At 67.8% G+C, this 16,868-nt stretch carries 18 protein-coding genes; 11 read left to right on the forward strand and 7 right to left on the reverse strand.

Features of this window, described 5'->3' with window-relative positions:
• Positions 1-154 precede the first annotated feature (154 nt).
• From mdcA to N5J73_RS06025, 9 genes are all read left to right on the forward strand, one after another.
• On the forward strand, positions 155-1,798 hold the full coding sequence (mdcA, locus tag N5J73_RS05985) for a malonate decarboxylase subunit alpha (protein ID WP_049445964.1): 1,644 nt from the start codon (positions 155-157) through the stop codon (positions 1,796-1,798).
• Between the two features lie 10 nt (positions 1,799-1,808).
• A complete protein-coding gene (gene mdcC, locus N5J73_RS05990; protein WP_049445966.1) occupies positions 1,809-2,129 on the forward strand; it encodes a malonate decarboxylase acyl carrier protein in 321 nt (106 codons plus the stop codon).
• On the forward strand, positions 2,126-3,034 hold the full coding sequence (locus tag N5J73_RS05995; RefSeq protein WP_049445969.1) for a biotin-independent malonate decarboxylase subunit beta: 909 nt from the start codon (positions 2,126-2,128) through the stop codon (positions 3,032-3,034). The genes mdcC and N5J73_RS05995 overlap by 4 nt, the downstream gene beginning before the upstream one ends.
• 2 nt (positions 3,035-3,036) lie before the next feature.
• On the forward strand, positions 3,037-3,741 hold the full coding sequence (gene mdcE / locus N5J73_RS06000; protein WP_049446064.1) for a biotin-independent malonate decarboxylase subunit gamma: 705 nt from the start codon (positions 3,037-3,039) through the stop codon (positions 3,739-3,741).
• The gene (gene mdcG, locus N5J73_RS06005) at positions 3,734-4,375 is read left to right on the forward strand and encodes a malonate decarboxylase holo-[acyl-carrier-protein] synthase (RefSeq protein ID WP_049445971.1); all 642 of its coding nucleotides are present in this window, start codon (positions 3,734-3,736) and stop codon (positions 4,373-4,375) included. The genes mdcE and mdcG overlap by 8 nt, the downstream gene beginning before the upstream one ends.
• Positions 4,372-5,229: a triphosphoribosyl-dephospho-CoA synthase MdcB gene (mdcB, locus tag N5J73_RS06010; protein WP_049445972.1), complete on the forward strand. Its 858-nt coding sequence runs from the start codon at positions 4,372-4,374 to the stop codon at positions 5,227-5,229. The genes mdcG and mdcB overlap by 4 nt, the downstream gene beginning before the upstream one ends.
• Positions 5,226-6,146, forward strand: a complete 921-nt coding sequence (gene mdcH, locus N5J73_RS06015) for a malonate decarboxylase subunit epsilon (protein WP_049445975.1) — start codon at positions 5,226-5,228, stop codon at positions 6,144-6,146. The genes mdcB and mdcH overlap by 4 nt, the downstream gene beginning before the upstream one ends.
• Positions 6,147-6,250: 104 nt before the next feature.
• Positions 6,251-7,618: an SLC13 family permease gene (locus N5J73_RS06020; RefSeq protein ID WP_049445977.1), complete on the forward strand. Its 1,368-nt coding sequence runs from the start codon at positions 6,251-6,253 to the stop codon at positions 7,616-7,618.
• 56 nt (positions 7,619-7,674) lie between these two features.
• A complete protein-coding gene (locus N5J73_RS06025; protein ID WP_049445980.1) occupies positions 7,675-8,394 on the forward strand; it encodes a GntR family transcriptional regulator in 720 nt (239 codons plus the stop codon).
• 71 nt (positions 8,395-8,465) lie between these two features.
• Here the strand turns inward: N5J73_RS06025 and N5J73_RS06030 are convergent, their stop codons facing one another.
• Positions 8,466-8,798: a hypothetical protein gene (locus N5J73_RS06030; RefSeq protein WP_049445983.1), complete on the reverse strand. Its 333-nt coding sequence runs from the start codon at positions 8,796-8,798 to the stop codon at positions 8,466-8,468.
• A 151-nt stretch (positions 8,799-8,949) separates the two neighbouring features.
• Here N5J73_RS06030 and N5J73_RS06035 point away from each other — a divergent pair, with 151 nt between their 5' ends.
• Complete coding sequence (locus tag N5J73_RS06035; protein WP_049445985.1) at positions 8,950-9,897, forward strand: nucleoside hydrolase; 948 nt, start codon at positions 8,950-8,952, stop codon at positions 9,895-9,897.
• A 4-nt stretch (positions 9,898-9,901) separates the two neighbouring features.
• Here the strand turns inward: N5J73_RS06035 and N5J73_RS06040 are convergent, their stop codons facing one another.
• The 6 genes from N5J73_RS06040 to N5J73_RS06065 all read right to left on the reverse strand — a co-directional run bounded on the left by N5J73_RS06040 (position 9,902) and on the right by N5J73_RS06065 (position 15,821).
• Positions 9,902-11,161 (reverse strand): MFS transporter, encoded by a 1,260-nt coding sequence (locus N5J73_RS06040; RefSeq protein ID WP_049445986.1) that lies wholly within the window; start codon positions 11,159-11,161, stop codon positions 9,902-9,904.
• 81 nt (positions 11,162-11,242) lie between these two features.
• Positions 11,243-12,253 (reverse strand): hypothetical protein, encoded by a 1,011-nt coding sequence (locus N5J73_RS06045; RefSeq protein ID WP_049445988.1) that lies wholly within the window; start codon positions 12,251-12,253, stop codon positions 11,243-11,245.
• 103 nt (positions 12,254-12,356) lie between these two features.
• The gene (locus N5J73_RS06050; RefSeq protein WP_049445991.1) at positions 12,357-13,670 is read right to left on the reverse strand and encodes a HAMP domain-containing sensor histidine kinase; all 1,314 of its coding nucleotides are present in this window, start codon (positions 13,668-13,670) and stop codon (positions 12,357-12,359) included.
• The gene (locus N5J73_RS06055; protein ID WP_049445993.1) at positions 13,667-14,407 is read right to left on the reverse strand and encodes a response regulator transcription factor; all 741 of its coding nucleotides are present in this window, start codon (positions 14,405-14,407) and stop codon (positions 13,667-13,669) included. The genes N5J73_RS06050 and N5J73_RS06055 overlap by 4 nt, the downstream gene beginning before the upstream one ends.
• A 58-nt stretch (positions 14,408-14,465) precedes the next feature.
• On the reverse strand, positions 14,466-15,011 hold the full coding sequence (locus tag N5J73_RS06060) for a redoxin family protein (protein ID WP_049445995.1): 546 nt from the start codon (positions 15,009-15,011) through the stop codon (positions 14,466-14,468).
• Positions 15,012-15,014: 3 nt separating this feature from the next.
• Positions 15,015-15,821: an alpha/beta hydrolase gene (locus N5J73_RS06065; protein WP_049445997.1), complete on the reverse strand. Its 807-nt coding sequence runs from the start codon at positions 15,819-15,821 to the stop codon at positions 15,015-15,017.
• Positions 15,822-16,162: 341 nt separating this feature from the next.
• On the opposite strand from N5J73_RS06065, the gene N5J73_RS06070 reads away from it, so the two are divergent.
• Complete coding sequence (locus N5J73_RS06070) at positions 16,163-16,807, forward strand: DoxX family protein (RefSeq protein ID WP_049445998.1); 645 nt, start codon at positions 16,163-16,165, stop codon at positions 16,805-16,807.
• Positions 16,808-16,868: the final 61 nt, after the last annotated feature.

The raw sequence follows: 16,868 nt of genomic DNA on the forward strand, positions 1-16,868 counted from the left end.
GACTCGCGAACCGGTGGGTGCCGACCGCTGGTCGGCACACCCCCAACCTGAATGGGCCCGCCTCCGCGCGGGCCCTTCCTTTTGCTGCACTGCAGGTTGCATCCTTTTTTGTAATTATGCCGTAATTACATCAACACCCATCGGAAGCCGGTCGATGAACCTGAGCTGGGATACGTTGGAACGCAGCCGCCAGGGGCGCCTGGAACGTGCCGCGCCGTGGGCCCGGGGACGCGAGGTCGCCGCCACCGATGTGGGTGAACTGCTGCATGCACTGCTGGAACCGGGCGACAAGGTCTGCCTGGAAGGCAACAACCAGAAGCAGGCCGATTTCCTCGCCCAGGCCCTGGCCGACCTCGACCCCGCCCGCGTGCATGACCTGCACATGGTGCAGTCGGTGCTGTCCCTGCCGTCGCACCTGGATGTATTCGAGCGTGGTATCGCTTCGAAACTGGACTTCTCGTTCTCCGGCCCGCAGTCGGTACGGTTGGCCAACCTGGTGGCTGAAGGGCGCATCCAGATCGGTGCCATCCACACCTACCTGGAACTGTTCGGCCGCTACTTCATCGACCTGACCCCGCGCGTGGCCCTGGTGGCCGCGCAGGCCGCAGATCGGCACGGCAACCTCTATACCGGCCCGAACACCGAAGACACGCCGGTGATCGTCGAGGCCACCGCCTTCGGTGGCGGCATCGTCATCGCCCAGGTCAACGAGATCGTCGACCCCCTCCCCCGCGTCGACATCCCCGCTGACTGGGTCAACTTCGTGGTGCAGGCGCCGAAGCCGAACCATATCGAACCGCTGTTCACCCGCGACCCGGCGCAGATCTCCGAGATCCAGGTGCTGATGGCGATGATGGCCATCAAAGGCATCTACGCCGAGTACGGCGTCAACCGCCTCAACCATGGCATCGGCTTCGACACTGCGGCCATCGAGCTGCTGCTGCCGACCTACGCCGAATCGCTGGGGCTGAAGGGCAAGATCTGCCAGCACTGGGCGCTGAACCCCCACCCGGCACTGATTCCGGCGATCGAATCGGGCTTCGTCAAATCGGTGCATTCGTTCGGGTCGGAACTGGGCATGGAGAAGTACATCGCCGCGCGAGGCGATGTGTTCTTCACCGGCGCCGATGGCTCGATGCGTTCCAACCGCGCGTTCTCGCAGACCGCCGGCCTGTATGCCTGCGACATGTTCATCGGTTCCACACTGCAGATCGACCTGCAGGGCAACAGCTCCACCGCCACCCGCGACCGCATCGCCGGCTTCGGTGGCGCACCGAACATGGGTTCCGATGCACGTGGCCGGCGCCATGCCAGCGAGGCCTGGATCAAGGCCGGCCAGCAGGCCGCACGCCCGGGTGAGATGCCGCGCGGGCGCAAGCTGGTGGTGCAGATGGTGGAAACCTTCCGCGAACACATGGCGCCGGCCTTCGTCGACCGCCTCGATGCCTGGGAACTGGCCGAGCGCGCACAGATGCCGCTGCCGCCGGTGATGATCTATGGCGACGACGTCAGCCATGTGCTGACCGAAGAAGGCATCGCCAACCTGCTTTTGTGCCGCACCCCTGAGGAGCGCGAACAGGCGATCCGCGGCGTGGCCGGTTATACCGCCGTGGGCCTGGGCCGCGACCGCGCGATGGTGGAAAACCTGCGCGACCGCGGCGTGATCCGCCGTCCCGATGACCTTGGCATCTCCGTGCGCGATGCCAGCCGTGACCTGCTGGCGGCGCGTTCGGTGAAGGACCTGGTGCGCTGGTCCGGCGGCCTGTACGACCCGCCCAAGCGCTTCCGCAACTGGTAAGGGGCTGAGCATGGAAACCCTCGACTATCGATTCGAAGGCCACACTGCGGTGCAGTTTCCGCGCGACGCGGTGCTGGTCGGCGTGCTGGCCTCGGGCAACCTGGAAATCCTGCTGGAACCCGCTGCGCTGGATGGCGCGATGACGGTGCGCATCATCACCGCCGCGAAGGGCTTCGGCAGCGTGTGGCAAGCGGTGATCAACGACTTCGCACAGCGTCATCCGCTGAGCGATGTACGCATCTCGATCAACGATGCCGGTGCCACCCCGGCGGTGGTCAGCCTGCGCCTGGACCAGGCCGTGGAAACCCTGCTTGCTGGAGAAGAACGATGAACCGGACGCAGCGCCACAGCTACTACGAGGCCGATGCGCGCGAGCGTATCGCCGGCCTGGTCGATGCCGGCTCGTTCCGTGAATTCCTCGGCCCGGCGCGGCGGATGATGAGCCCGCACCTGGCACAGCTCGACCAGCCCGCGGCGTTCGACGACGGCATTGTTGTTGGCGAAGCCACACTGCGCGGCCGACGCGTGCTGCTGGCGGCACAGCAGGGTGAATTCATGGGCGGCGGCGTGGGCGAGGTGCACGGCGCCAAGCTGACCGGGCTGCTGCGTCGTGCGGCGGAAACCCGCCCTGACGGCGTGCTGCTCCTGCTCGATACCGGCGGTGTGCGGCTGCACGAAGCCAATGCTGGACTCATCGCCATTTCCGAGATCATGCGCGCCACTCTGGACGCGCGTGCAGCGGGCGTGCCGGTGATCGCGCTGATCGGCAGCGGCAACGGCGCATTCGGTGGCATGGGCATCGTTGCTCGTTGCTGCAGCATGGTGATCATGTCCGAGGAAGGCCGGCTGTCGCTGTCCGGGCCAGAGGTGATCGAAACCGTGCGTGGCGTGGAAGAGTTCGATTCCCGCGACCGCGCACTGGTCTGGCGCGTAACGGGAGGCAAGCACCGCTACCTGATCGACCAGGCGCAGGTGCTGGTGCCCGATGTCATCGAGGCGTTCGCGCAAGCGGCATTCAATGCGCTGCAGCCTGATACCAGCAGTACCGATGCGGATACTGCACTGGCCGCGCTGCAGGAACGCCATCTGGCATTGAAGGCGCGCGTGCAGGCCTGGAGCGATTGCCGCGATGGCCTGGAGATCTGGGCGCGGCTGGGCATTGCCCACCCCGAACGCCTGCCACTGCTCGACACCGATGAATTCCTCATCGCCACCGCCGACCGGAGCCTGCCATGAGCATGCCGTTGCAGACACTGCTCGATGCCCTGTTTCCGCATGGGCATGCCGTTGCGGTGAACGATTCGGTGCTGACCGGCAGCGCCACCACCGACGACGGCGACGTGACCGTGATCGGCACCGCCGACAAGCTCGAGGTGGGCGTGGACCACGCACTGGTACTGGCCGAAACGGTGCTGGCCAGCACCGCCGCGCATCCGCAGCAAGCGATCGTGATGCTGGTCGACACCGCCGGCCAGCGCCTGGCTCGCCGCGACGAACTGCTCGGCATCAACGGCTGTTTCGCGCACCTGGCGCAGACGCTGGATCTCGCGCGTCGACGTGGCGCGCGACTGGTCACGCTGGTCTACGGTGAATCCGTCAGTGGCGGCTTCCTCTCGTTCGGGCTGATGGCCGACCACATCCACGCCCTGCCGGATGCGCAGGCGCGGGTGATGGACCTGCGCGCGATGGCCCGGGTGACCAAGCAGCCGCTGGATAAACTGCAGGCGCTGAGCCAGACCTCACCGGTGTTCGCACCGGGCGTGGAGAACTACGTGGCGATGGGTGCGGTGGAATCGCTGTGGGAGGGCGATCTTGCCCAGCACCTTCTGCAGGCCCTGCGCACGCCCGCCGATGGCGACCGCCGCGCCGTGCGCGGAGCCGAACGTGGCGGGCGCATGCTGGCCGCACGCGTGGCTGAAGCGGTGAGTCAGGGCGATGCCTGAGCGGCTGCCCCGCCATACGCTGGTCTGGCTGTCAGCGCACGCCGGCTGGCAGGCGGACATCGCCGCGCATGAGTCGCGCCTGGCCGACTGGTTTGCGCAGGGCCGCCCGGCCATCGTCGCGCGGCGTGCCGCCGACGATGCCGATCCACGCCTGCGTCTCGGCGTGCCGCTGCCGCCCGCCGAGGGCAAACTGCGCCTGGGCCTGCGCGTGCCAGCACACGATGTGCTGCGCACCACGCCGCCGCCGGCACTTCAGACGGTGCTGAAAGGCGACGTTCCCCAGGACTGGCGGCGGCCCCTTGAAGTGCTGCAGAACATCGCTGAGGCGCGCGTATTTGGTGCCTTCGCATGGCAGCACCTTACTGGCCTGCGCTATGTGCACGCGCGCTCGGACGTCGATCTGCTGTGGCCGATCGGCACCACCGCGCAGGCCGATGCCCTGGCTGCACGGCTACAGGCATGGGAAGCCGGACACAACCGGCGGGTCGATGGCGAGCTGTGCCTGGGCCGCGACGCCGCCGTGAACTGGCGGGAGTACGCCGGACGCAGCCGCGAGGTACTGGTCAAGCGCCTCGATGGTGCCGCACTGGAACTCCGCGATGCGTTGTTCGCCTCCGCCGGGGTGAGCGCATGAACGCCGTCGTGCAATCGGCAGTCAGGCCGGCAGCTGCCGTGGACAGCGCGCGTCTGGGGCGCCTCGCCGTCGCCAGCCTGCATGCGGAGCTGGCGCTGGCACCCAAGCCCGGACTGGTCACACCATTCGACAGCGGCAGCCATCACGACATGGACGCCGGCACGTTCCTGCGCAGCCTGTTCGCGCTGCGCCACTATTTCACCGCCGTGGCCTACCTCGGTGCAACCGGGGCGGACTTCGACGCCTTGCGCCGGTGTGGCATCGCCGCCGAAATCGCGATGCTGCGCGCGACCGCCGGCGTCAATACCCATCGTGGCGCGGTCTTCAGTCTCGGCCTGCTGGTGGCGGCCGCCGCGGCCTGTCGCTCCCGCCTGGGCCATGCCGCCACGGGTGAGCAGGTCTGCCAGGACGTGTGCCGCTGGTCTGTCGAGCTCGCCGACGCACCCCTGGATGCGAACAGCCCTGGCCAGCGCGCGCGTGCACGGCACGGCGTGCAGGGTGTGCGCGAACAAGCGGCCGCCGGCTATCCGCTGCTGCGCGGCGTGGCACTGCCTACCCTGCGTCACGCACTGGCCAGCGGCCTGCCACGCGAGGCCGCGATGTGCCAGACGCTGATGCAGCTGATCGCGTGCGTGGATGACCTCAACCTGCTGCACCGTGGCGGCGCCGACGGCCTGCGCTGGGCCCAGCGCCAGGCCCGCACCTTCCTGGAAGCGGGCGGCACCTTCGCGCCGGACTGGCGGACACATCTGCGTCGCATCGGTGACGGCTTCGTCGCGCGCCGGCTGAGCCCGGGCGGCAGCGCAGACCTGTTGGCCTGCAGCGGGTTCCTGCTGCAGCAGGAGCGTGCATGAGCCTGGCCCTGCTCTGCCCCGGCCAAGGCGCGCAGCACGCAGCGATGTTCGACCGCGTGCGCGATCTTCCGGCCGCACGCCACACCCTTGATGCGGCCAGCACGGTGCTCGGCCGCGATGTGCTTTCCGCCGCTGCGGCCGACGACCGTTTCGACAATGCACAGGCGCAACCGCTGCTGTGCGCGGCCAGCCTGGCGCAGTGGCACGGGCTGCGCGACAGCGTGCCAACGCCGACGCTGATCGCGGGCTACAGCATCGGCGAGTTGGCCGCGCATGCCATCGCCGGCAGCTTCGATGCGACCACCTGCCTTGCCCTGGCGGCGCAGCGCGCGCAGTTGATGGACGGCGCCAGCCCCGCCGATGCAGGCCTGCAGGCCGTGCTTGGCCTGGAACGCCATGTACTGCAGCCGCTGTGCGATCTGCACGGTGCGCACGTGGCCATCGCCAACGGGCAGGACCATTTCATCGTGGGCGGCACGCACGCCTCGTTGCTGCGGCTGGCCGATGCAGCGCAGGCGCAGGGTGCGGACATCCGTCCGCTGCCGGTGCACGTGCCTGCACACACACCGTTGCTGGCGGCGGCGGTAGCACCGTTTGCTGCCGCACTCGCTGCCTCGCCACTGCAGGCCCCACGCCTGCCGCTGCTGGCCGGCATCGATGCGCGACCGGTGCGGGATCGCGCAATGGCGGTCCACACGCTGTCGGCGCAGCTGGCACAGACCATCGAATGGGCGCAGGTGATGCGCCAGGCCTTCGAGCGCGGCGCGCGGGTTTTCCTGCAGCTGGGCCCGGGCAACGCGCTGGCGCGCATGGTCGCACCGGCCTATCCGTGCTGCGAAGTGCGCGCGGTGGAAGAATTCCAGAGCCTTGAAGGCGCCGCGGCGTGGGTCCGCAGTGCGCTGGAGCGGCTGCGGTAACGGGTTCGAGCAGTACGTATCACGCACCACGCAGTACGTCGCCTTACCCCGGGATGGCGGGTCTCCATCCGCGCTGTACGTGAGTCACGTGTCTGGGAGGGCGCATGAGTCCACAAATCGCAACGATCATCGGTCTGGTGATCATGTTCATCGTCGCCACGGCGATGCCGATCAACATGGGCGCGGTCGCCTTCGCGCTGGCCTTCATCATCGGCGGGCTGTGGGTCGACATGGGCGGCAAGGAGGTCCTGGCCGGGTTCCCCGGCGATCTGTTCCTGACCCTGGTCGGCATCACCTACCTGTTCGCCATCGCGCAGAAGAACGGCACCATCGACCTGCTGGTGCACTGGGCAGTAAAAGCCGTGCGCGGCCATATCGTGGCCATCCCGTGGGTAATGTTCGTGATCACCGCGGTGCTGACCGCCTTCGGCGCGCTCGGCCCGGCAGCGGTGGCCATCATCGGCCCGGTCGCGCTGCGCTTTGCCAAGCAGTACAACATCAACCCGCTGATGATGGGCCTGCTGGTCATCCATGGCGCACAGGCGGGCGGCTTCTCGCCGATCAGCGTGTACGGCAGCATCACCAACGGCGTGGTGCAGAAGGCCGGGCTGGAAGTGACCGAGATGGCGGTGTTCCTGACCAGCCTGGGCTTCAACTTCATGATGGCGACGATCTGCTTCTTCGCCTTCGGTGGCATCGCCCTGCTGCGTCGCGGCTCGATCACCGCAGCAGGAACGATCGGCAATGCCGAACTGGCAATGGCCGGTGGCCCGCAGGCGTCGTCACGCCAGTTCGCGATCGAAGGCCATGGCGCGCTGGTCGCAGCAGGCGGCGGCACGCTCAGCAATGATCCGGCGGCACTGGATGCGGTGGGCCTGACCCGCGAGCGCCTGTTCACCCTGATCGGCCTGCTCGGCCTGGGCGTGGCCGCGCTGATCTACAACCTCAATGTCGGTCTGGTCTCGATCACCGTGGCGGTGGCGCTGGCGCTGCTGTCGCCACAAAGCCAGAAGGGTGCGGTCGATGGCATCAGCTGGTCCACCGTGCTGCTGATCTGCGGTGTGGTGACCTACATCGGCGTGCTGGAACATGCCGGCGCGGTGGACTTCATCGGTAATGGTGTGTCCGACATCGGCATCCCGCTGCTGGGTGCACTGCTGGTCTGCTACGTGGGTGGCATCGTCTCTGCATTCGCCTCGTCGGCCGCAGTGCTGGGCGCCACGATTCCACTGGCCGTGCCGTTCCTGATGCAGGGGCACCTCAGTGCGGCCGGCGTGATCTGTGCGCTGGCGGTGTCATCCACCATCGTCGATGTCAGCCCGTTCTCAACCAATGGCGCGCTGGTGGTGGCTTCGGCCGCGAAGGAAGAGCGCGAAACCCTGTTCCGCCGCTTCCTGGTCTACAGCGGCCTGGTGGTGGCCCTGGGGCCGTTGTTGGCCTGGCTGGTGTTCGTGGTGCCGGGCTGGATGTAACCGCCGAACGGTCGTGCCGGCCACTGGTCGGCACGACCTGGCGTTACACTCTGCGCATGGCTATTGCCCCTGCCCCGCGGTCACCGAAGAAGCGCGCGCCTCTGTATGAAGAGGTTGCCGAACACGTGCGCGAACGCATCTACGATTACCGCCTGCCGCCGGGTGAGTGGATCGACGAGCCCGCGCTGTGCGAAGAACTGGGCATCAGCCGCACACCGCTACGCGAAGCGCTGAAGCTGCTGGCCGCCGAAGGCCTGGTGCAGATCGATGCCGGCCGTGGCTGCCGGGTCACCCGGTTGACGCTGGAAGACCTCAACCAGCTGTTTCCGGTGATGGCGATGCTGGAAGGCCGCTGCGCGCACGAGGCGGTGAAGCACATCGACGATGCCGGTGTGCAGCAGCTGGAAGACCTGCATGCAGCAATGGAGACGGCAGCGGCCGAAGGCAACATCGCCGAGTACTACCGCAACAACTACCTCATTCACGAAACCGTGCAGCATTACGCCGTCAACCCGTGGCTGATCCGCATCACCCACGATCTGCATCGCATCCTGAAGATGCACCGTGGCCGCCAGCTGCTGACACCGGGCCGCACCGCGCAGTCGCTGGCCGAACACCGCGAGTTGATGGAGTGCTTCCGACGCCGCGACGCGCAGGCTGCCGAACGCACCATGGAACGCCACCTGCTGAGCCAGGGCCAGGCTCTGGCCGCCTATGTGGCAGCAGGCGGGCTGTTGAACGTGCCGGCGCCCTTGCCGACCGAAGGCGGCGGTTGAGCCGATGAGGTTGCCGGCCAGCGGCCGGCACTACCAGGACGTGACCTTGGCCGGCATCCCGGAACATCTCGTCAATCGCCACCGCCGCAGCTGCCGCCGTCACCCCCACCACCATCACTGCTGCAGTCGGAGCTGCTGTGGTTGTGCTGGCTGTAGTTGTCGCCGGAATACCCGCCCGAGTAATCGTAGGCGCCGCCGAGACCGTTGTCCCCCCGGCTGCCCGAGCCATCGGCCGTGGCCACCGCCAGGCACAGGATGGCGCCGACCAGCGGCAGCAGCCAGATCAGCAGCAACTGCACCGCCCGGCCGCCCGCCGACAGGCCATCCCGCCTGACGATCACCACGGTAGCCACCACGTTCAGGCCCAGCACCAGCAGGACAAGCAGAAGGGCAACGATCAGCATTCGGCGACTCCGTGCCTGGACTGGGGGCATTATGGCCTGCCACCCCGGCAATGGCCCTGCCTGTCATGAAGATGGGACAATGTAGGGCGCGCCGGCCTGCCTCCGGGCCGCCGGCGCCCCCCGCACCACACGGAAGAAGAAGAACAACAACATGCTGAAAGTCATTTTCGATACCGACCCGGGCGTCGACGACGCCCTGGCCCTGCTGTACCTGCACAAGCACGCCCAGATCGACCTGATCGGCGTCACCACCACCTTCGGCAATGCCTCGGTGGAGTCGACCACGCACAACGCGCTGTACCTGAAGCAGGCCTGGGGCTTTGCCGCCCCGGTCGCGCGCGGCGCCGCGGGTCCGCTGCAGCCGGAAGCCACCCCGGAAGCCTGGCCGGTGCACATCCATGGCCACAACGGCCTGGGCAACCACGCGGTGCCGGTTGCGCTGGACGTGGCCGCCGATGCGCGCCCGGCCCACCAGCTGATCATCGACCTGGTCCGCGCTCACCCGGGCGAAGTGACCCTGGTCGCGGTCGGTCGCATGACCAACCTGGCCTTGGCCCTGCAGCAGGCCCCGGACATTGCCGGCCTGGTGCGCGGCGTGGTGATCATGGGCGGCGCCTTCCACGTCAACGGCAACATCACCCCGGCCGCCGAGGCCAACATCTGGGGCGATGCCGAAGCGGCCGACGTGGTGTTCACCGCCAGCTGGCCGGTCACCGCCATCGGTCTGGACGTCACCACCCGCGTGGAAATGGACCGTGACGGCCTGGACAAACTGGCCGCCATCGGTGGCGCCGATGCCGAACTGGTCCGCGCCTTGTCGCAGGACTACGTGGACTTCTACCTGCAGGCCGGCCACAAGGGCATGGTCGTGCATGACTGCTGCGCCTGCATCGCACTGACCCGTCCCGAACTGTTCCAGTTCGAGCGCGCCAGCGTGCGCGTGGCCACCGACGGCGTCGCCCGCGGCATGACCATTCCGAAGCCGGAAGGCATGGGCTTCGGCCCCAGCGTGTGGGATGGCCACGTACTGCAGTCGATCGCCATCGGCGTGGATGCACCGGCCGTGCTGGCCGACATCGAGCAGACCCTGGCGGTCTGATCGCCTAGCGCTTGCCCCTGCCCGGGGTCGTCTCGGGCAGGGTCCACAGCACCGGCAGCACCAGCACCGCCACGAACGCGATCATCGCGCCCGGCGCCGCCGCCCAGCCGCTGCGTTCCACCCACCATTGCGCCAGCCAGGGTGTTGCACCGCCAAAGAATGCAGTGGCCATGGTCACGCCCAGTGCCAACCCGCTTACGCGGCCTTCGCCGGGGAACTGCTCGGCGGTGGCCGGGGCAGCCACCGCGCTTACGCCACCGGCTACGCAAGCCAGCAGCACCGCGGCCAGTGCGATGCCCACCGCCGTCGCCTGCGCCATCCACGCAAACAGGGACAGCGGCAGCAGCGCTGCCAGCACGGTCAGGCCCAGCAGCAGCGGTCGCCGGCCGTAGCGATCAGAGAGTGCACCGCACAGCGGCGTGATCGCGATCACAGCCACCGCAGCCACCGTAGACAGCCACAGCGCATCGCCTTCGTCGTGGCCCTGCGCATGCAGGAAGGCCGGCACGTAGGTGATGCCAACGTAGTAGGTGATCGAACCGAGTGCCGAGATTGCGAACGTGCGCGCTACTGCGCCGGGATGGTTGCGCAGCACGTGGCGCAGCGGCGTCGCGGGAATGCTGCCCTCGCGGCGCTGGCGCTCGAATTCAGGCGATTCGTGCATGCCAGAGCGTGCGATGAGGATCACCAGCGCCAGCGCCGCACCGACGAAGAACGGAATGCGCCAGCCCCAGCCATCGAGCTGCGCGGGTGTGACCATCGCCACCGTCACTGCGGAGATCGCCACTGCCAGCAGTGCGCCTACTTCACTGGCCGCCGACGCCAGCGAGGTCACCAGGCCACGCCGCCGCGCCGGCGCGCTTTCCAGCAGGTACGCCACCACCCCGGTGTACTCACCGCCCACCGAAAACGCCATCACGCAGCGCAGTACCAGAAGCAGCACGCCCGCCGTCGTACCTGCCGTGGCCGCTGTCGGCAGCAGGGCAGTGGCCAGCATTGCTGCTGCCATCAACGCCATCGAAGCCAGCAGCATCCAGCGCCGGCCCAGGCGGTCGCCCAGGTGGCCGAAGCACAGCGCGCCCAGCGGGCGCATCAGGTAGGACACCGCGAAGCCGGCCAGGGTGACCAGCATCGCCTCTTTACCGCCGCCGAAGAACACCCGCGACAGCACCGTGGCGAAGTACAGGTAGAGAGTGAAGTCGTACCACTCCACTACAGTGGAAAGGCCAGCCACCCACATCGAGCGCTGCCGCGCCGCGTTCATTGCGTGTTCGCCTTCAACAGCCTCGATCCCGGATGTGCAGGTTCGAAGCAGGGTGGCATGGCCGGGGTGAAATACGGGTCATCAGCTATCCGTCGCCTGCATGTACTGGGTTTCATGGCCGGTGAAGCGCTCACCGTCAAAGCCAAAGCAGAACCGCCCTTCCTCGAATACGCGGTAGACCAGCAAGGCGCCATCAAGGCAGAACTGCGGCTGGTCCACGCCCGTTTCCAGTGTCCCGTAGCCGTTAGCCTCTCCGCCCTTCCCCGCCGGCCTGGTGAAGGCATCGATCGGCAATGGCGTGGCGCGTCCGGTGCGGGTGTCGACCAGCACCAGCGTGCGCTGGAAGTATTCGGGACGATCATCGACCTGCACCAGCAGATAGTGCTGGTTGAAATTGGGCGCCTGGTGCTGGAGCGCATCTTCGATGGCGGCCCGGTGCGGCGCATCGCAGAAGTCGACCGGGCTGTAGCGGTAGCTGCAACCGTCGTGGTCGTAGGGCAGGTTCATGCCGGAATAGCTCACGCCTGCCTGGCTGCCCAGATCGTCTCCCGGTTCCGGCGTGCTGCACAGCAGCCACGAGCGCTGCGCATCCTCGGGATCGGCCATCAACTTCGGCTCGCGGCCCGCCTCGTACGCCGCGCCACCCGGGAATTCCTGCCCGAAGCGCTGGCGGACGATGGGACGTGCCTTCTCCAGCGGCAGGCCGATCTTCGCGCCACGGAATGAGACAAAGGTCATCGTCGGCAGGATCACTTCCTCCACCGGCAGCCCCTTCCATTGCCCCTGCACGCAGAACGTGGCGATCTCGTTCTCCTCATCCTCCTTGCAGGGCTTCGACGCGTTCGCGGCCAACCAGGGATGGACCGGATGCCCGGTCTGCTGATCGATGTACCAGCCGTCCAGCGCGCAGGTCGGCAGGGCATCGAGCAGCGGAGAGAGGTCTGTTGCGGTGGCCGGGGCGGCAAGCGGTGTGCCCGCTACGGGTGCCCCGGTCGGCGCATCCGATGTGCGCTGGCATGCCGCCAGCGCGAGTAGACCGACCAGCATCGCGGCGTGGCGCGCACGCCGGATTGAATGATGCGTTCCCTGCATTGCGTGTTTCCTGGTTTCGACACCCGCTGGATGATCGCCGATCCCGAGGCCGTGCAGGAATGCCGTAGATCCACGCCATGCGTGGGCGCTCTGGCCCCGTCCGTTACCCCGGCAGCTGCAGCTCCGCCCGCAGGCCGCCACCCTCGCGGTTGAGCAGCCGCAGCGAGCCGCCCAGCGACTGCGCCAGCTGCACCGCGATGGCCAGGCCCAGGCCAGTCCCGCCGGTACCGCGATTGCGCGAGCTTTCCAGCCGGTGGAACGGCGCCAGCACTGCCTGCAGCTGGTCCTCGGGAATGCCCGGGCCACGGTCGGAAATGCTGATCCACACCCTTCCGGCCCCATCGCGACCCGCCTCGATCTCGGCGGCACCGGCGTAACGCAACGCGTTGTCGACCAGATTGCCGACCACCCGGCGCAGCGGCTGCGGCCAGGTCTGCACGACCAGTCCAGCCGGCGCACCACCACTGACCGGCTTGCCCATATCCTCGTAATCGCCGACCACACTGGCCAGGAATGCGCCCAGGTCCATCGCCACCGGCGCGCCACTGGCGACGTGGCTGCTGCGCGCATAGGACACGCCCTCACGCACCAGTTGACCCAGGTGGTCGAGGTCGGCCAGCAGCCGCTGCTGGGTGCTGTCTTCAGGCAGGGTCTCCACCCGAAGCTTCATGCGCGTGATGGGAGTCTGCAGGTCATGCGAGATCGCGGCCAGGATCTGCAGGCGCTCACTGACATGGCCACGAATGCGTGCCTGCAGTGCATTGAGTGCGGCCGCCGCACCGCCTACTTCCGCAGGACCATCTTCAGGCAGTGCGGGCCCGTCCTTGCCCGGCTGCAGATGCTCCACCGCATGCGACAGCTGCTGCAGCGGGCGCATGGCCAGGCGCACCGCCAGCCACGCGCAGACCAGCAGCAGCGCCAGCTGCAGCAGCAGCACGGCGGGCAGCCAACGCGCCAGCGGCAGGCCCGACGGGGTGACTTCAATGGTCACGGGGGTACCGTCGTGCAGGCGCAGTTCCACCTCGAACCGCTCCGGCAGGCGAGCCACCTGACGCGCCTGCAACGGATAGCGGTGCTGCAGGCTGTCGTCGATGATCGCCGTGACCTGGCGTGCACGATCGGTCTGCAGCCCTGGTCCGGCCGCGGCCGGGCGCAGCAGGTAACGGTAGGTGCGCCGCTCCAGCCGAGGCACCCAGGCATCGCGTTGCGCCGCAGGCAGGTGCTCCAGCAGCGCGACACTGACCGCCACATCCTCATCGAGGTTGCGCAGCATCATGCTGCGGGTGGACTGGTAACGTTCGAAGAACAGCAGGCCGAAGGACAGTGCGTGGGCCAGGGCCAGTCCGCCCAGCAGCACCAGCAGCAGCCGCGCCGACAGCGTGCGCGGCCAGCGTGGACGGCGTGCGGCCGTGTTCATTCGTCCGGCCCCAGCAACTGCACCGGCACGCTGAACACATAGCCTTCGCTGCGCACGGTCTTGATGTAGGTCGGCTCGCGTGCGTCGTCACCCAGGCGCTGGCGCACGCGGCTGACCAGCAGGTCGATCGAGCGATCGAACAGTTCGGCATCGCGGCCCTGGGTGAGGCTGAGCAGCTGGTCGCGGCTGAGCACCCGATTGGCGTGATCGAGGAACACGCGCAACAGGCGGAACTCGGCGCCACTGAGTGGATACGCGGTGTCCTGCGCATCCAGCAGATGGCGTGCGGTGGTGTCCAGGCGCCACTCGCCGAAGGCCAGCTGGCGACCTGCTTCGCTCACCTGCAGGTTCGGCGGCAGCATCCGGGTGCGGCGGATCACTGCATTGATGCGTGCCAGCAGTTCGCGCGAAGAGAAGGGTTTGGTCACGTAGTCGTCAGCACCCATTTCCAGGCCGATGATGCGATCGGTCTCGTCGTCGCGGGCAGTCAGCAGCACCACCGGCACCGCAACCTGCTTGCCGGCGCGCAGGTTGCGGCACAGGCTCAGTCCATCCTCGCCCGGCATCATCACGTCCAGCACCACCAGATCCACGGCATGGGTATCCATCAGCGCGCGCATCGCCCGGCCACCGTCGGCCTGGCTCACGCGCAGGCCGTTGCGTTGCAGGTAGTCAGCCAGCATCTGGCGGATCTCGCTGTCATCGTCGACGACCAGGATATGCGGTACGTGGTTCATTGCGTTCTCGATGAAGGCAGGGGGACAGCGCCGCGCGGCGCGGCCATGGTAGCGCGGCTCAGGGGTTGGCCAGCAGGCGCTGGATCTCGCTTTCGGTACGTGCGTAGTCGCCCTCGCCGTAATGGCGGTAGACCACACGCCCCTGCCGGTCGAGCAGGTACAGCGCGGGCCAGAAGCGGTTGCCCCAGGCGTTCCAGATCCGGTACTGGTTGTCCTGCACCACCGGCCAGGTGATATCCAACCGTGCGATGGCCTTGCGCACGTTGCCAGGCAGCCCTTCATAGGCGAACTCCGGCGTATGCACGCCGATTACCCTCAGGCCCTGCGGCGCGTACCGTGCATGCCACTGGTGGACATACGGCGCCACGTTGAGGCAGTTGCTGCAGGTGTAGGTCCAGAACTCAACCAGCACCACCTGCCCCCGCAACTGCGTCAGCGTGAGCGGTGGGCTGTTGTGCCAGGGCCCGCCACCGTTGAACCCCGCCATCGGTACTGCATCGAGCGGCTGCGCGCCGGCATCCGCACCGGGCCATGCCAGCAACAACGCCGCTCCGCCCAGCAGGCCCAGCAACAGCGGCAATGCGTACCCTCGCAGTCCGGCCATCGCTCAGCCACCCTGCTCGGCCAGCGGCAGTTCCGCCGGCTTCACCCCCGCTGCTTCCAGGATGCTGTCGGCCACCTGCGCTGGATGCGAAAGCAGCGACACATGGCTGCTGCCGACCGATTGCAGTTGTGCACCAATGCGACGTGCGGTCGCGGCCTGCAGCTGCGGCGACAGCATGCGGTCATCGCGGCTGAGTACGTACCAGCTCGGCTTGCTGCGCCACGCCGCAACGTTCACCACCTCGCCCAGCGCGCTGGCCTTCAACGGGACCTGCGTGCTGTACAGCAGTGCGGCCGACTTTTTCATCACGTCCGGCGCGAAGTCCTGGGCGATGGCATCCGCCGGCAAGGTCAGGTAGCCATCCCTTTCCTGCAGTCGGGCCAGGCCCGGACCAACCGGGAAACCTTCGCCCTGTTGCGCCGAAGATTGCCCGGCATCCGGCGCGAAGGCGGCCACGTACACCAGCGCCTGTACTTTCGGGTCATTGCCCGCTTCGGTGATGACCGTGCCACCCCAGCTATGGCCGACCAGCACCACCTTGCCGGGCGCGGCGGCAATCGCGCGGCGGGTGGCGGCGACGTCGTCGGCCAACGAGGTGAGCGGATTCTGTACGGCCACCGCCGGCAGCTTCCAGTCGTGCAGGGTGCTGATGACCTTGCTCCAGCTGGAGCCATCGGCGAAGGCGCCGTGCACCAGGATGACGGTGGGCGGTGCAGCAGTATCGGCCCGGGCAGCGAAGGCGGGGGCGGGGGCGGGGGCGGCGGCGCCGGCAACGGCGAGCGCGGCGGCAAGCAGCGAGGTACGGATCATGGGTGACACTCCGGTGTTGGGAGTAGCCATTTCCGCCTGCCGGTGTATCGCCGCTGTTTCTCCGTAGCGCGGAGTTGTACCGGACTGTAGAGCGCGGGCGGGTTTCTACAGTGGGATACATTCGGGCGCCGGTCCTGGCTGGGCGCTGCCGGGTGGATATCGCTCCCCGCATGCGGGCGCGCAACGCCCGATGTGCATCAACGCATCGTCTTTGTATCTGACTGTACGAAACCCCGGCCGCGACCACAGTCGCTGACAAAACCCCAGGCAACGGCACACGTTGCCGATACCTGCGCCGCCTGGAATGGCCTTCATCGACCACTGGCCCGCAGGACACTACCATGATCAGCATCGCCTCTTCCGTGTATACCCCCCGCCTGGATGCCGTCGGCCGCTGGCTCTCGCCATTGGCGCTGCGCACCCTGCTGGCCTGGGAGTTCTTTGAATCCGGCCGCGAGAAGCTGGGCGGTCAGAACTGGTTCGCCGATCTGGACGGTCGCTTTCCGTTCCCGTTCTCCACCCTGCCCGCGTCGCTGAACTGGCAGCTGGCCACCTGGCTGGAACTGGTGGGTGCGGTGATGCTGCTGCTTGGCCTGGCGACGCGCTCGGTGGCCTACATCTTCTGGGTGTTGACCGTGGTCGCCATCGCCGCCGTGCACTGGCCCGACCAATGGAACGGCCTGGGTGAACTCTGGCAGGGCTATGCGATCACCGACCAGGGCTACGGCAACTTCAAACTGCCGCTGCTGTTCCTGGCCATGCTGCTGCCATTGATCCTCAACGGCGGTGGCGCGCTCAGCGTGGACCGGCTGCTGGCCGGCACGCCGCATGCCCCCGCCGGCAATGACGGCCTGGGCTGGGGTGTGAGCCTGATCGCCCTGCTGCTGCCGGTTGCCGCGCTGCTGCCCGGCATCGGCTTCGGCGGTGCCCTGCTCGGCGGTGTGCTGCTGCTGGGCCATCTGCTGCGTCGCCGCCGCGCCGCCTGAGCTGATTCCCCTGTACCCGCGCGTTTCGCTTTCCGTCGCCTCTTCGGCGGCGTCCATCCCG

Origin of the sequence: Stenotrophomonas sp. GD03654 (assembly GCF_029845105.1) — a bacterium.
Taxonomy (GTDB): domain Bacteria; phylum Pseudomonadota; class Gammaproteobacteria; order Xanthomonadales; family Xanthomonadaceae; genus Stenotrophomonas; species Stenotrophomonas africana.